The organism is Ornithinimicrobium sp. CNJ-824 (assembly GCF_001942405.1).
GTDB lineage: Bacteria > Actinomycetota > Actinomycetes > Actinomycetales > Dermatophilaceae > Ornithinicoccus > Ornithinicoccus kibberensis.
This window is the reverse complement of the sequence record NZ_MKKA01000011.1, coordinates 83,880-97,842: the sequence shown is the minus strand read 5'-3', so window position 1 is coordinate 97,842 and position 13,963 is coordinate 83,880. Positions and strand designations below refer to the sequence as shown.

Sequence of the window (13,963 nt, the reverse complement as noted above, 5' to 3'; positions counted from 1 at the left end):
GACGAGGACGCACATGGCCGACAAGAAGCCCGCACGGTCCCCCCAGGAGATCGAGGCCGACATCGCGGCGACCCGCAGCCGGATGTCCCGCACGGTCGACGAGCTCACCTACCGGATCAACCCGCAGACCCTGAAGACCAACGCCGTCGCCTCGCTCAAGGGCAAGGCCAACGACGCGGCCTTCCAGGCCGACGGGACCCCGCGCTACGACCGGCTGGCGATGGGCCTGGGCGGCGTCTCGGGGGCCGCGCTGCTGCTCGGCGTGCTGCGCCGCACCTTCCACCGGGGCTGAGCCGGCGCCGGTGGTCCGGTATGCCGTGACCGGGGCCCCGCGGTGATCGTCGACCAGGCCGTCTACCGGTCGGGCGACCGGCACCCGTGCGGCGACCTCAGCGACGAGCTGGCCGCGCTCCGGGAGCCCGGGCGACCGGACGCCGACTTCCTGTGGGTCGGGCTCAAGGACCCCGGACCCGACGAGTTCGACCTCGTCCGGCGCGAGCTGCAGCTGCACCCGCTCGCCGTGGAGGACGTGCTGCACGGCAACCAGCGGGCCAAGGTGGAGAGCTACGACGGGACGGTCTTCGCCGTCGTCAAGACGCTGCGCTACGTCGAGGCGACCTCGGACATCGAGACCGGCGAGGTGATGGCGATCATCGGCGACCACTTCGTGGTCACCCTCCGCCACGGGGACGCCGCCCCGCTGCACAGCGTCCGGGCCCGGCTCGAGCAGCACGAGCAGCAGCTGCTGCGGGAGGGCCCGCTGGCGGTGCTGCACGGCCTGCTCGACAAGGTGGTCGACACCTACCGGGAGATCGACGACGAGGTCGGGCAGGACCTGCAGGCCATCGAGATGGACGTCTTCGGCGGCGGCAACCGGACCGACTCGAGCACCATCTACCGGCTCAAGCGGGAGGTGCTGGAGTTCCGCCGGGCCGCGCTGCCGCTGCGCGGGCCCCTGCTCGAGCTGAGCGAGCCGGACGGGCCGGTGACCTCGCCGGAGCTGCAGCTGCACTTCCGCGACGTGGCCGACCACCTCGACACGACCCTGGCCAGCATCGACAGCTACGACGCGCTGCTCACCGACGTGCTCTCGGCCCATCTGTCGCAGATCGGGGTCCAGCAGAACGCCGACATGCGCCAGATCTCGGCGTGGGCGGCGATGATCGCCGTCCCGACGCTCATCGCCGGCGTCTACGGCATGAACTTCGACCACATGCCCGAGCTGCACTGGGTGCTCGGCTACCCGCTCGCCGTGCTCCTCATGGTGGTCGCCGTCCTCCTGCTCCGGCGGTCGTTCAAGCGCTCGGGCTGGCTCTGAGACGATGGGCCCCGTGACCACCAGCACGGACAGCACGCCGACCACCACCAGCGGGACCGCCTACCGCGTCCAGGGAGCCGCCGACGGCATCCCCGTCGTGGCCCTGCACGGCACCCCCGGCTCCCGCTTCAGCGCGACGCCCGCCCGGGACGCGCTGCGTGCGCTGGGGCTGCGGGTGCTCACCGTGGACCGGCCCGGGTATGGCGACACCCCCGGCGGCGAGGTCCGTCCGGCGCGCGAGCTGGCCCAGGACGTGCTCGACGTGCTCACGCACGCCGGCGTGGACGGGCCGGTCGGGCTGCTGGCGGCGGGCGGCGCCACCCCCGCCGCCGTGGCGCTGGCGGCGTTGCACCCGGAGCGGGTGGCGGCCCTGACCCTGGTGTGGCCGCAGGCCCCGGTCGCCCCAGACGCGGGGAGCCCGGCGATGGAGCAGCACGAGTGGGTGCGCGACCTGGACGAGCAGCAGCGGATGCTGCACTCCCTGGCCCTGCAGGACCCGGTCTTCCTGCGCGAGCAGCTGGAGCTGGGGCTGGGCGCAGACGCCGGGGCCGAGGGGATCGTGCTGGACCTGGCCCAGGCGCAGGAGCCCTGGGGCGTCGACCCGGCCGTGGTCCGCTGCCCCGTGGACGTGTGGTGGGGCACCGACTCCGCCGTGAGTCCCGCCGGCCACGCCGGCTGGCTGGCCGACCGGTTCACCGGTGCCCAGGTGCACCGGCACGAGGTGGACGAGCCCCAGTGGCACGTGCGCCGGCTTGTCGAGGTGTTCGCGACGTTGGGGGAGCGGCTCGGTGCGACGCCGCTGACCGACCAGGAGTTGCGTGCGGCCTCCGCCGCCGTCGACACCGACGGCTGCGGAGGGGGCGGAGGCCTCGGCGGGTGCGCCTGCGGCGCGGGGGGCTGCGGCGCCCCCGCCTGAGGAGTCGGGCCCGGCTCAGCCGACCCGCTCGCGGGCCGAGACGAAGGCAGCGACGCAGGCGCGCACGTCCTCCTCGGAGTGCGCGGCGGAGAGCTGGACCCGGATGCGGGCCCTGCCGCGGGGGACGACCGGGTAGGAGAAGGCGATGACGTAGACGCCCTCGGCGAGCATGGCGTCGGCGACCTGGCTGGCCTGACGGGCGCCGTCCTCGCCGGGGAACATCACCGGCACGATCGGGTGCTCGCCGGGGAGCAGCTCGAAGCCCTCCTCGGTCATCAGCGTGCGGAACAGCTCGGCGTTGCGGCGCAGCACGCGCCGGGGCTCGTCGGAGTCGCGGGCCAGCCGCAGCGCGGCCAGGGAGCCGGCCACGACCGAGGGGGCCACCGCGTTGGAGAACAGGTAGGGGCGGGCCCGCTGCTTGAGCAGCTCGACGACCTCGGTGTGGGCGGCCACGAAGCCGCCGGAGCCGCCGCCGAGCGCCTTGCCCAGGGTGCCGGTGACGATGTCGACCCGGTCCATCACGCCGAAGTGCTCGGGGGTGCCGCGGCCGCCCTCGCCGAGAAAGCCGGTGGCGTGCGAGTCGTCGACCATGACCAGCGCCCCGAACTCCTCGGCCAGGTCGCAGATCTGCGGCAGCGGCGCGAGGTAGCCGTCCATCGAGAACGCGCCGTCGGTGACGACCAGGGTCCGTCGGGCGCCCTGGTCGCTCGCGGCCTGCAGCTGGGCGCGCAGGTCGTCCATGTCCCGGTTCTTGTACCGGTAGCGGCTGGCCTTGCACAGCCGCACCCCGTCGATGATCGAGGCGTGGTTGAGCTCGTCGGAGATCACCGCGTCCTCCGGGCCGAGGAGCACCTCGAAGATGCCGCCGTTGGCGTCGAAGCAGGAGGGGAACAGGATCGAGTCCTGCGTGCCGAGGAAGTCGGCGATCTCGGTCTCCAGCTCGCGGTGCTGGGTCTGGGTGCCGCAGATGAAGCGGACCGAGGCCATCCCGAAGCCCCAGTCGTCCAGGGCCTTCCGGGCCGCGTCGACGATCTGCGGGTGGTCGGCCAGGCCCAGGTAGTTGTTGGCGCAGAAGTTCAGCGCCTCCCCGGCCGTGGTGGCGATGTGGGAGGACTGCGGCGTGGTGATCAGCCGCTCGTGCTTGGTCAGCCCGTCGGCCTCGATCTGGTCGAGCTCGGCGCGCAGCTGGTCCTTGACGGCATACATGGTTTCTCCTTCAGCTCCAGTCCAGGATGACCTTGCCGACCTCGCCGGAGCGGGCCGCGTCGAAGGCGTCCTGCCACTGCTCGGCCGGGAAACGGTGGGTGATGACCGAGCGGACGCGGTCGCGCAGCACCTGCGAGGTCTGCAGCATCGCGGTCATCTTGTACCAGGTCTCGTACATCTCCCGGCCGTAGATGCCCTTGAGCGTGATCATGTGCGTGATGACCTTGCCCCAGTCGATCGCGTAGGGCTCCGAGGGCAGGCCCAGCATCGCCACCCGCGCGCCGTGCGTGCAGTTGTCGATCAGCTCGGCCATCGCCCGCGGGTTGCCGGACATCTCCAGCACCACGTCGAAGCCCTCGGTCATCCCCAGCCGCTCCTGGGCCTCGGCGATGCGCTCCGTCGACACGTCGAGGACCAGGTCCGCCCCCGCGGCGGCGGCGAGCTTCAGCCGCGGGGCCGAGACGTCGGTGACGACCACGTGCCGGGCACCCGCGTGCCGCACGACCGCGGCGGCCATCACCCCGATCGGGCCGGCCCCGGTGATGAGCACGTCCTCGCCCTCCAGCGGGAACGACAGCGCCGTGTGCACCGCGTTGCCCAGCGGGTCGAACACCGCGCCCAGGTCGGGGTCGATGAGGTCGGGCTGCACCCACACGTTGGAGTGCGGCACCACGACGTAGTCGGCGAAGCACCCGTCCCGGTTCACCCCCAGGTTGGAGGTGTTGACGCACATGTGCCGCCGGCCCGCCCGGCAGTTGCGGCAGTGCCCGCACACCACGTGCCCCTCCACCGAGACCCGCTGGCCGGGCCGCAGCCCGTAGCGCTCGTCGTCGGGCACCCCCTCGCCGACCTCGACGACCTCCCCGTAGAACTCGTGCCCCACGACCAGCGGCGGCCGCAGCATCGAGGCCGCCCAGTCGTCCCAGGACTCGATGTGCAGGTCGGTGCCGCACAGCCCGGCCCGCAGCACCCGGATCTTCACCTCGCCCGGCCCCGGGGAGGGCTCGGGCACCTCCATCAGCTCCAGGCCTGGACCGGGACGGGGCTTGACCAGGGCGCGCATGGGCCCATCCTTGCGTATGCCGTCGCGCCCGTGGGTGCGGGTGCCCGCCCCCCCCCCGCGCGTTTTGGGCGGGGGCTGCCCCCGGTGCTACAGTCGTCGGCTGTCGCGCCTATAGCTCAATTGGCAGAGCAGCTGACTCTTAATCAGCGGGTTCGGGGTTCGAGTCCCTGTGGGCGCACCGCGAGAAGGGCCAGGTCCGCCCCCGGACCTGGCCCTTCGGCATACCCGGGTCGGGCCCCGGACGGGGCGACCCGACCTGCCGGGGTCGGACCTGCGTGCCACACTGGGGCGCGTGAGTGAGACGCAGCACCGGGAGACCATGGCCCGCGACCAGCAGGAGGGGGCCTTCGACCAGGCCGAGGAGCGGGGGCCCGACAGCCCCGCCGAGCTGGACAAGCCCGACTGGAAGGCCGTGGCCAAGCGGGTCGTCGCCGAGTTCGGCGAGGACGGCGGCCCCGACCTGGCCGCCGCGCTGACCTACTTCGCGATCATGTCGCTGGCGCCGATGCTGCTGGCCCTGTCGACCTCGCTGAGCTTCCTCGACCAGGGCGAGGCCACGCAGACGGCCATCGAGGACCTGGGCGCCGAGCTGGGGCTGCAGCAGGGCACGATCGAGACGGTCGTGCAGTACCTCAACAGCATGGACGAGGCCGGGGGAGCGGGGATCCTGCTGATCGTCGGTCTGCTCGGTGCCCTGTGGTCGGCGTCCAACTACGTCAACGCGTTCAGCCGGATGATGAACAACGTCTACGAGGTCGAGGAGGGGCGCCCGGTCTGGAAGCTGCGGCCCTGGCTCGTGGGCCTGACCGTGGTCATCCTCCTGCTGCTCATCACCATCGTCCTGTCGGTGACCCTGTCCGGCACCGTCTCCAAGCTGGTCTTCGGCGCGATCGGGCTCTCCGGCACCGCCACCACGGTCTGGAACATCGCCAAGTGGCCGGTGATCCTGCTCATCCTCATCGTCGTCGTGGCGCTGCTCTACTGGGGCACCCCGAACATCAAGCAGCCGAAGTTCCGCTGGCTCAGCCCCGGTGCCGCCCTGGCGGTGGTCGTGTCGATCCTGGCCGCGGCCGCCTTCGGCTTCTACGTGGCCAACTTCGGCAGCTACAACGCGACCTACGGAGCCCTCGGTGGTGTCATCGTCCTGCTCCTGCTGATCTTCATCATCAACAACGTGCTGGTCCTGGGCGCCGAGCTGGACTCCGAGCTGGAGCGGGGGCGCGAGCTGGCGGCCGGCATGGCCGCCGAGGAGACCATCCTGCTGCCCCCGCGGGACAGCAAGGGCACCGAGAAGAAGGCCGAGAAGTCCGCCACGCTGGTGCGGGAGGCCCGCCAGCTGCGGATGAAGGCGGCCCGCCAGCTGAAGGACTCCGGCAAGGAGTCCGGACTGCCCGGGCGCGAGAGCGGCCCCAAGGTCTGAGCCGGCCGCCCACCCCACGGACGCAGCAGACCCCCGGGCCGACGGCCCGGGGGTCTGCTGCTGTCCTCGACGAGGACCTCGGGGTGAGTGACGGGAGTATAACCCGCAAGCGTTTGACCTGGGCATACAGTCGAAACGCTCCCGGTGTGGCAGTAGTGTGCCAGTTGAGACTGCTAGTGACGCCTGCCGCCATGGTGGCTGTCACACCGCTCGTGACGGCCCCTCGGGCAAGCAGCAGAGCGAAGCCACCCTCGGCCAGGAGCCGATGTCTACGCATCCCGGTGGTGCCCCCGACGCACTGGCACCCCGGAGTCGACCATGGCGTGTACGGACTTGGCGGAAGGCCAGCGGCTCCGCAGGCCGTCAGGATCTCAGAATGCATGACGTGGCCGACAGGTGCCGCCGGCTCGAATGGGTGCAGGGCGTGAGGTCGCGTACGCGAATGCCGGCTGGGTGGACTTGTGCAAGGAGGGCCAGCTCCACTCAAGCGTGGGCAGGTCCCACCAGTCGAGTACGAGAGGTCCACCACGTGGCATCAACTTCGGGCCGCGGCCAACACGAGAGCCGCGGCGGAGGCCCCCAGCTCGGGCTTGGCCACACCGCAGGCTGGTGGTCACGCCACCGTCGGGACTGTCCACCAAGCGGTGGTTTTTGCCTGACGCGCCGGCGTGGTCGGCGGGGAAGCTCGCGTGATGACCGAGAGGATCACGAGCGTGAGCTCGAGGATGCGGCCTAGCGGGTGGGTCAGGCGGGCAGGTGTTCCTGGACCTGTATGAGGAGGTCTGTCGGGGAGAGCCACATGGAGGGGTACTCCCCGTACCAGCGCTGCTGGCCGTTGCGGTCGATGAGGACGAAGCTGTGGCCGGGCAGTCCGGCGTGCATGCCCTTGCCCAGGGTGTTGTAGGCGTCGGACACGGTGCCGTCGTCGAGGAGGAACGGCGTGCGCACCCCGTTGAGCTGCATGTCGCGGGTGATCTGGTCGCGGGTGTTCATGACGATGGGTAGGACGGTGAGGTCCAGGTCCGCGAACAGGTCCTCGTCCTTCTCGATCTCGGCCATCTGAACCAGGCAGGACTGGCAACCGGCACCTTCGTTGAAGTAGAGGAGGACGTTGCTTCCGCGGAACTGCTCCAGGCTGACCACCTGGCCGTCGGTGTCGGTCAGGGTGAAGGTGGGCGCCGGGCGGGCCTGGGCGTCGGAGGCTGGGCGTGAGGTCAGCAGCATGGCCGAGACCACGGTGACCACGGCCAGGAGCGCGACGCTGATGACGGTCAACCGGCGTCGTCGTCGGCGCTTCTCGGCCTCTTGCTCCTGCGCCTCGATCCTGGCGAGACGGGACTCGCGGGCGGCTCTGGTGGACACGTCTTCTCCTCAGCGGTGTTCTGCGTCGTCGGGGACGGCACCGGTGTGCAGCGCCGGCGCGTGGTGGCAGGTGTCGGCGGGGGCGTCGGCCTCGGAGACGCCCTCTTTCTGACGGGGCTCGCCTGCGGGCGCCGTCGGTCACGCAGGGTCGCGACGACGAAGACGGCGGCCAGCGCCATCACGCCAAGGCCCAGCAAGGGCTCCGGCAGCGGGGAGACCCACTGCTCGAAGCGGTCGAACAGACCGGCGAGGCCCTGGCCGATCTCGACCTGGGACTCCGGGCCGCTGGTCATCGTCCCGGTGCCGGCGAGGTAGATCACGAAGATGCCCATCGCGGTGAAGGCGGCCGCCACCACGATGTTGATCGAGTTGGTGGCCAGGACCCGGCCGCCGAGCTGCAGCCGGACGGGGCGTGCCTGTAGGAAGCGTCGCTCCCCCAGGCGGAAGCGGTCCCAGAACAGGGCCATGACGAACAGGGGGAAGACCATCCCGAAGGTGTAGGCCAGACCGAGGGCGAAACCTCCGACGGCGGATCCGGAGAGAGCCGAGAGGGTCATGACCCCGGCCAGGACGGGGGCGCAGCAGCTGCTGGCGATGCCGGAGAACACGCCGAGGCTGAAGAAGCTGAGCCCGTCGCCGCCCCGGGTGTCGGGCGCGCGCAGCGAGGCGGGGAGGGTGAGCATGCGCCCGGAGAGGCTGACTGCGGCGAGTGCCAGCATGAGCGCGCCGCCGGCGTAGTACAGCGGGGTGTGGTAGTTCGCGACCGCGGAGGCGACCAGGCCGATGCCCAGGGTGATCGGTACCATGACCAGGCCCAGACCGGCTGCGAACAGGAAGGTGAGGGGGAGCAGTCGCCACCGCCGGTTCTTGACGGCCGCGGCGAGGTAGCTGGGGGCCAGGAACACGATGCAGCAGGGGGCGAAGAGGGCCACCCCTCCGGCGAGGAAAGCGGCCAGCACCGAACCGGTGGTGAGCAGCTCTCCCATCTCAGTTCTCCAGCAGGGTGATCAGCTCGCGGCGGGACACCCCGCCCTGGCTGAAGAAGGCCCCGTCGACGAGCACCAGCGGGGTGAGCCCGGCCCGGTGCTCCTGCATCCGGTCCTGACCCGGTGCGGTGCGGGCGTCGAAGGACCTGACCTCGATGAGATACCCGTCCTTCTTGAGCCCGCTGAGCACGCGGTGCGTCTCGTCGCACGAGTGGCATCCAGGGCTGTCCACGACCTCGATCTGCACGGGTCGGGATGTACTGGTGGTCGTCACGCGTGTTCCTCTCTGCGGCCTCAGGCTGGACACGGACCAGCCTCACGTGCCGGGGCAGCGGATCTGCGGCGGTCCCATGGAGAATTGATGTTCGGTCGACGGGTGCCTCCAACCAACCTCCACAAGCTCCCGGTTCCCCGGCCCTGCCCGCCGACGGTTGACCGTGGCGGGCAAGGACTCCTCACCCCGATCACGAAGGTTTGATGGAGAAACTCGTCCTCGGCCCACCAGCCCCCACCGCGGGTGTCACGATCGGACTGGCGGCAGCCGACCGGCTGTCGCCCACTCGCGAAAAGGACACTCATGCACAAGTTCGTCAAGGTCTTCGCTGTCGTCGCCCTGGCAGGTCCTGGGCTGGTCGTCGCCGGGTCTGCCCAGGCGGACGACGACAACGCCGCGTTCGGTCAGCACGTGCAGATGCACGCCCAGATGATGGGCTTCGACGGATCGCACAATCCGGGTATGCACCAGGGCAAAGCAGGCTGGGAGCACAGCCACGCGCACCCGATGCCCTGACCCTGCTGCCCGCACCGCCCTCAGCGGGCCGGTGCGGGCGGTGCGGGAGTCGGTCGTCGTCGATCCTCATGGACTGGTCTACCGGCGCTGCGAGCAGTTCAACGCGACAGAAGCGTCACGAGTCGAACGGGTTCCGCTGCCGTCGTCCGAACGGGCGTCCTCTGCGCCCCTCGTCCTCGGTGAGGACGCCGGCGGATCACGGGAGCATCACTGAGGGGGACCGGCGGTCCGGCGTCGGCGCGTGCCCAGGTCCGGGCCCCTCCGTGAGGAGCGTCCGCGGGGCAGGAGAGCCCGGACGGTGATGAGGACCGTGGTCCAGAGGGCGACGGTGAGCATGATCGTGACCAGCAGCGTGGTCAGGCCGATACCGCTCCAGATCATCGCTTCTCCTCAGGTCGGGGGTCCACCTCGCAGCGAGTCTCGTCCCGTCTGCTGCGTCTGTTGCGTGCGATGCCTGTAGGTTCGATGAAGGTTCTGGCGGGGCCACGCTCCCGGGTGCGCGATGATGCGGGCATGTCCGTGACGAACTCCCCTGCCCATCAAGCCCGTGTCCTGATCGTCGAGGACGAGCGCGCACTGGCGGGCGTGGTCTCGAGCTACCTGTCCCGGGCCGGTTACGGCACCTCGGTCGTCCACACCGGCCCCGAGGCCGTCGAGGCCGCGCGCGCCCAGGACCCGGACGTGGTCGTCCTGGACCTGGGGCTGCCGGGGATGGACGGGGTGGAGGTGCTGCGCCGGATCCGGACCTTCTCTGACTGCTATGTGGTGGTGGTGACCGCCCGGGCCGACGAGGTGGACACCTTGATCGGGTTGTCGGTGGGCGCGGACGACTACGTGACCAAACCGTTCAGCGTGCGCGAGCTGGTGGCCCGGGTGCAGACCATGCTCCGCCGACCCCGGGCAGGCCGCTCCCGCGGGGACCACCCGGTGGAGCCCATGCGGGTGTTCGGTGACCTGCAGGTCGACCAGGCGGGTCTGGAGGTGCGGCTGGCGGGGCGACCGGTGGACCTGACGCCGACCGAGCGTGACCTGCTGCTGACCCTGTCCTCCCGCCCGCGGACCGCCTTCTCCCGACGCCAGCTGATCGAAGAGGTCTGGGGTGGCGGCTGGGTGGGTGACGAACATCTCGTGGACAGCCACATCGCCCACCTGCGCAGGAAGCTGGGCGACGCCCCTGAGGAGGGTCGCTACGTGGCTACCGTCCGGGGGGTCGGCTACCGGATGGGACCGGGATGAGCACGGACCTGCCCCCTCGACGAACGCGGCGGGCCCCTCGGGAAGAGACGTGGGTCCTCCGGAGGGCCGGACTGGCGACCCGTCTGCTGGTGGGACAGGCCGTCGTGCTCGTGGCTGGTGCCCTGACCGTAGGACTGGTCGCTGCGGTCGTCGGACCGCCGATCTTCCACGAGCACCTGCTCCGGGCTGGCCTGCCGGAGGGGGCGTCGGAGATGGTGCACGTTGAGCTGGCCTACCGGGACGCCTCGCTGCTCGCGGTGGGCCTGGGGCTGCTGATCTCTCTGCTGGCGGCGGGTGGGGTCACCTGGTTCCTGACCCGGCTGCTGCGCCGGCCCCTGGCCGACCTGACGGACGCCGCCCAGGAGCTGGAGCGGGGCCACTACGACGCCCGGGTGCCCGACGTCGGTTCGGGCACCGAGCTGGACACGCTGGCCGAGGCGTTCAACGTGATGGCTGCCCGCCTGGAAGGGGTCGAGGACACGCGGCGGCGACTGCTGTCCGACCTGGCCCACGAGCTGCGCACCCCGATCGCCACGCTGACGGCATACCATGAGGGCCTCTCGGACGGCCTGGTGCCGCCGGGACCGGAGACCCGGGCCGTGCTGGCCGAGCAGACCGACCGGCTGGCCCGGCTGGCCCAGGACATCGACGAGGTGTCCAGGGCCGAGGAGGGACGTCTCCTCCTGGACCGGCGACCGGTGGCTGTGCCCGACCTGCTGCGCCTGGCTGCCGAGACGATGCGGGAGGCGTACGCCCGCAAGCAGGTGGATCTGCTCGTCGACGTGGACCCGGCCGCAGGCCCGCACCTGGTGGTCGACGTGGACCCGGTACGGGTGGGCCAGGTGCTGACCAACGTGCTCGGAAACGCCCTGCGGCACACGGCGCCCGGTGGCCAGGTCACGGTGCGGGCCGTCCGCGACGGCGCGGTGGCGGTGGTCGAGATCGTCGACGACGGTGAGGGGATCCCCGCCCACCAGCTGCCGCACGTCTTCGAGCGGTTCTTCCGTGGCGACAGCGCGCGCGACCGGGACCGGTCCGGCTCGGGCATCGGGCTGACCATCAGCCGGGCCATCGTGGAAGCCCACGGGGGCACGTTGTCCGCCGCCAGCGACGGGCCGGGGACGGGGGCGACCCTCCGCCTGGCCCTGCCCCTGGGATCTCCATCGAATCTCCATCGAACCTGAGGCTTCCCGGCAGGTGAGCGGTGCAGGGTGGACCCTCGTGACCTTCTCAGCACCGCGACCAGTCCTGACCGCCACCCTCGCGCTGACCTTGGTGCTCGGTGCCTGCAGCAGCCAGACCGGGACCGACGACGACCCGCCGACCCTGACGGCGACGGCGACGGCGGCGGTGCAGACCTCGCACAACGCGATGGACACCCAGTTCGCCCAGCAGATGATCGTGCACCACGAGGCGCCGTCGAGATGGCCCAGCTGGCCCAGGAACGCGCCGCCACCCCGCAGGTGCAGGACCTGGCCGGGCAGATCGAGGCGGCTCAGGGCCCCGAGATCGAGCTCATGCACACCTGGCTGCAGGCCTGGGGTGAGCCACCCGCGCCCGAGGACGACATGGCCGACATGGGCCACGGGGACATGGGCACGACGATGCAGATGGAGGGGATGACCCAGCAGGAGGCCATGGCCGAGCTGGAGTCGCACTCCGGGCAGGAGTTCGACCGCCGGTTCCTGGAGCTGATGATCGAGCACCACCGTGGGGCCATCCTGATGGCCGAAGGGGCTCTGACCGACGGGCAGGACCCCGACGCGCAAGAGCTGGCGCAGCAGGTCGTGGCCGACCAGGAGGCCGAGATCGACGTGATGGAACAGATGCTGGAGGACCTGTGACAGGACCTGACATGCATGGTGGAGCACCTCCACGACGGCGGAGCCTGACCCGGTGACCTGGTTGTGGTCGGTCCTGCTGGTGGTCGGGGTCGCGCTGCTCGGCTACACGGCCGTGCGCGTGCTGGCTGGTGGCCTGGCAGATGGTTCCGGCGGCGCGGACCTTCGAACGTCTTCCGGCGGGCCGCGGGCGAGGCAGGTCCTGGACGAGCGGTACGCCGCTGGAGAGCTGAGCACGCAGGAGTACGAGGAGCGTCGGGCCGTGCTGGCCCGGGGGGGAGGACGGGTCGTGAGGTCGGTCAGCCGGCGGACCGCCCTGACCCTGGGGGGTCTGGGCGTGGTGAGCACGGTCGTGGGCGGGACCGGCCTGTGGCGCGAGCTGACGACCCCGGGGGCGCCGGGGGATCCCGGGGGCGAGCTGGTGGAGCCGGAGGTGCTGGCCAGCAGCGACGGCCGGTTGGACGTGCAGCTGCAGGCCAGGTTCGGCACGCACGAGGTGGCCGGTCGGTCGGCCAGGACGATGGGCTACAACGGTGGGGTGCCGGGCCCGACGCTGCGGCTGCGGCCCGGTGACCTGCTGCGGATCGAGCTGGACAACCAGCTGGACCATGTCACCAACCTGCACGTGCACGGGCTGCACGTCACCCCCGAGGGGAACGGTGACAACATCTTCGTGCAGGTCGGGCCCGGGGAGGCCCACCAGTACGAGTACCAGCTGCCCGAGGACCACCCGGCGGGGGTGTACTGGTACCACCCGCACCACCACGGGAGCGTGGCCGACCAGCTGTTCGCCGGCCTCTACGGCGCGATCGTCGTGGAGGAGGACGACCCGCCGGCCGTGGACCGGGAGCGGGTCCTGGTCGTCTCCGACATCACCCTGTCCCAGGACGGATCCGTCGTGGGTCCTTCGATGCCGGAGCGGATGATGGGCCGCGAGGGCGAGCGGGTCCTGGTGGACGGCCAGCTCGAGCCCCGGCTGCGCGGCCGGGCGGGCGAGCGGGAGCGCTGGCGGGTGGTCAACGCCTGCTCCTCCCGCTTCGTCTCGCTGCGCCTGCGGGGCGAGGGTGCCGACGGGCAGGTCGTGGGCCGTGACGTGGGCCGGCTGACGACGCCTGTGGGCCTGGAGGAGGTCGTGCTAGCCCCGGGCAACCGGATGGACCTGCTCGTGGACCTGACCGAGGGCGACGCCGAACTGGTCGCCGCACCCGTGGACCGCGGCCAGATGATGGGCGGCGCGGTCGGCCCCGAGGACGCCGAGCAGCTCCTGGCCCACCTCGAGGTCGGCCGGGACGGCGGGTCGGGGGCCGGCGGGTCCGGCGAGGGCGGCGCCGGCGGGCTCCCCGGTGGTCCGGACGGTCCGCTCGCCGACCTGCGCGACGTCGACGTCGACCGGCGCCGGGAGCTGACCATGGAGATGGGCATGGGTGGGATGATGGGCGGCGGCATGATGAGCGGGGGCCGCGGACCGGGCGGGATGATGGACTTCACCATCGACGGACGCTCGTTCGACCCCGACCGGGTCGACCAGCAGGTGCGGCTGGGCACCGTCGAGGAGTGGACCATCGGCAACGTGGGCCCGCTGGACCACCCCTTCCACCTGCACGTGTGGCCGATGCAGGTCATGGACGTGGACGGACGGCGCCCCGAGGAGCCGTTGTGGCTGGACGTGGTCAACGTCCCCGCCGGCGGCGAGGTCACCGTCCGCATCAGGTTCGCCGACTTCGGTGGGCGGACCGTCTACCACTGCCACATCCTGGACCACGAGGACCTGGGCATGATGGGCACGATCCAGGCCCGGTGACCCCGCCCGGCAAGAGCTGACCCA

15 protein-coding genes and 1 tRNA gene are annotated in these 13,963 nt (G+C 71.4%); 10 read left to right on the top strand and 6 right to left on the bottom strand.

Annotated elements, in window-relative coordinates; genetic code table 11:
* The first annotated feature begins 13 nt into the window (after nt 1-13).
* The 3 genes from BJF81_RS04855 to BJF81_RS04845 are packed head-to-tail and all read left to right on the top strand — an operon-like array spanning nt 14 to nt 2,234.
* A complete protein-coding gene (locus BJF81_RS04855; RefSeq protein WP_075957370.1) occupies nt 14-292 on the top strand; it encodes a DUF3618 domain-containing protein in 279 nt (92 codons plus the stop codon).
* A gap of 42 nt (nt 293-334) precedes the next feature.
* On the top strand, nt 335-1,318 hold the full coding sequence (gene corA, locus BJF81_RS04850; protein ID WP_075957369.1) for a magnesium/cobalt transporter CorA: 984 nt from the start codon (nt 335-337) through the stop codon (nt 1,316-1,318).
* Nucleotides 1,319-1,331: 13 nt separating this feature from the next.
* Nucleotides 1,332-2,234 (top strand): alpha/beta fold hydrolase, encoded by a 903-nt coding sequence (locus BJF81_RS04845; protein ID WP_075957368.1) that lies wholly within the window; start codon nt 1,332-1,334, stop codon nt 2,232-2,234.
* Between the two features lie 15 nt (nt 2,235-2,249).
* Here the strand turns inward: BJF81_RS04845 and BJF81_RS04840 are convergent, their stop codons facing one another.
* Together BJF81_RS04840 and tdh are read right to left on the bottom strand one after the other, a co-directional pair.
* Nucleotides 2,250-3,440, bottom strand: coding sequence for a glycine C-acetyltransferase (locus BJF81_RS04840; RefSeq protein ID WP_075957367.1), 1,191 nt, complete (start codon nt 3,438-3,440; stop codon nt 2,250-2,252).
* 10 nt (nt 3,441-3,450) lie between these two features.
* Complete coding sequence (gene tdh / locus BJF81_RS04835; protein WP_075957366.1) at nt 3,451-4,503, bottom strand: L-threonine 3-dehydrogenase; 1,053 nt, start codon at nt 4,501-4,503, stop codon at nt 3,451-3,453.
* Between the two features lie 105 nt (nt 4,504-4,608).
* Here tdh and BJF81_RS04830 point away from each other — a divergent pair.
* Together BJF81_RS04830 and BJF81_RS04825 are read left to right on the top strand one after the other, a co-directional pair.
* Nucleotides 4,609-4,681, top strand: a tRNA-Lys gene (locus BJF81_RS04830).
* A 114-nt stretch (nt 4,682-4,795) separates the two neighbouring features.
* The gene (locus BJF81_RS04825; RefSeq protein WP_237770029.1) at nt 4,796-5,923 is read left to right on the top strand and encodes a YihY/virulence factor BrkB family protein; all 1,128 of its coding nucleotides are present in this window, start codon (nt 4,796-4,798) and stop codon (nt 5,921-5,923) included.
* Nucleotides 5,924-6,667: 744 nt separating this feature from the next.
* Here BJF81_RS04825 and BJF81_RS04820 read toward each other — a convergent pair.
* From BJF81_RS04820 to BJF81_RS04810, 3 genes are read right to left on the bottom strand one after another with little or no spacing between them, the layout of a single operon-like run.
* Nucleotides 6,668-7,198, bottom strand: coding sequence for a peroxiredoxin family protein (locus tag BJF81_RS04820; protein ID WP_237770028.1), 531 nt, complete (start codon nt 7,196-7,198; stop codon nt 6,668-6,670).
* Nucleotides 7,195-8,271, bottom strand: a complete 1,077-nt coding sequence (locus BJF81_RS04815) for a cytochrome c biogenesis CcdA family protein (RefSeq protein WP_083664001.1) — start codon at nt 8,269-8,271, stop codon at nt 7,195-7,197. The genes BJF81_RS04820 and BJF81_RS04815 overlap by 4 nt, the downstream gene beginning before the upstream one ends.
* A gap of 1 nt (nt 8,272) precedes the next feature.
* Nucleotides 8,273-8,518, bottom strand: coding sequence for a hypothetical protein (locus BJF81_RS04810; protein ID WP_083664000.1), 246 nt, complete (start codon nt 8,516-8,518; stop codon nt 8,273-8,275).
* 330 nt (nt 8,519-8,848) lie between these two features.
* Between BJF81_RS04810 and BJF81_RS04805 the strand changes: the two genes are divergently transcribed.
* Nucleotides 8,849-9,061 carry a hypothetical protein gene (locus BJF81_RS04805; protein WP_075957364.1) on the top strand — a complete coding sequence of 71 codons (213 nt, stop codon included), beginning with the start codon at nt 8,849-8,851 and terminating at the stop codon, nt 9,059-9,061.
* A gap of 207 nt (nt 9,062-9,268) precedes the next feature.
* Here BJF81_RS04805 and BJF81_RS17900 read toward each other — a convergent pair whose 3' ends face one another.
* Nucleotides 9,269-9,442 (bottom strand): hypothetical protein, encoded by a 174-nt coding sequence (locus BJF81_RS17900; RefSeq protein WP_158068614.1) that lies wholly within the window; start codon nt 9,440-9,442, stop codon nt 9,269-9,271.
* 132 nt (nt 9,443-9,574) lie between these two features.
* Between BJF81_RS17900 and BJF81_RS04800 the strand changes: the two genes are divergently transcribed.
* The 4 genes from BJF81_RS04800 (at nt 9,575) to BJF81_RS04785 (ending at nt 13,939) form a co-directional block, all read left to right on the top strand.
* Nucleotides 9,575-10,297: a response regulator transcription factor gene (locus BJF81_RS04800; protein ID WP_075957363.1), complete on the top strand. Its 723-nt coding sequence runs from the start codon at nt 9,575-9,577 to the stop codon at nt 10,295-10,297.
* 86 nt (nt 10,298-10,383) lie between these two features.
* A complete protein-coding gene (locus BJF81_RS04795) occupies nt 10,384-11,481 on the top strand; it encodes a sensor histidine kinase (protein WP_075957622.1) in 1,098 nt (365 codons plus the stop codon).
* Nucleotides 11,482-11,721: 240 nt separating this feature from the next.
* On the top strand, nt 11,722-12,141 hold the full coding sequence (locus tag BJF81_RS04790) for a DUF305 domain-containing protein (RefSeq protein WP_237770027.1): 420 nt from the start codon (nt 11,722-11,724) through the stop codon (nt 12,139-12,141).
* Between the two features lie 52 nt (nt 12,142-12,193).
* Nucleotides 12,194-13,939, top strand: coding sequence for a multicopper oxidase domain-containing protein (locus BJF81_RS04785; protein WP_342447079.1), 1,746 nt, complete (start codon nt 12,194-12,196; stop codon nt 13,937-13,939).
* The last annotated feature ends 24 nt before the right edge of the window (nt 13,940-13,963 follow it).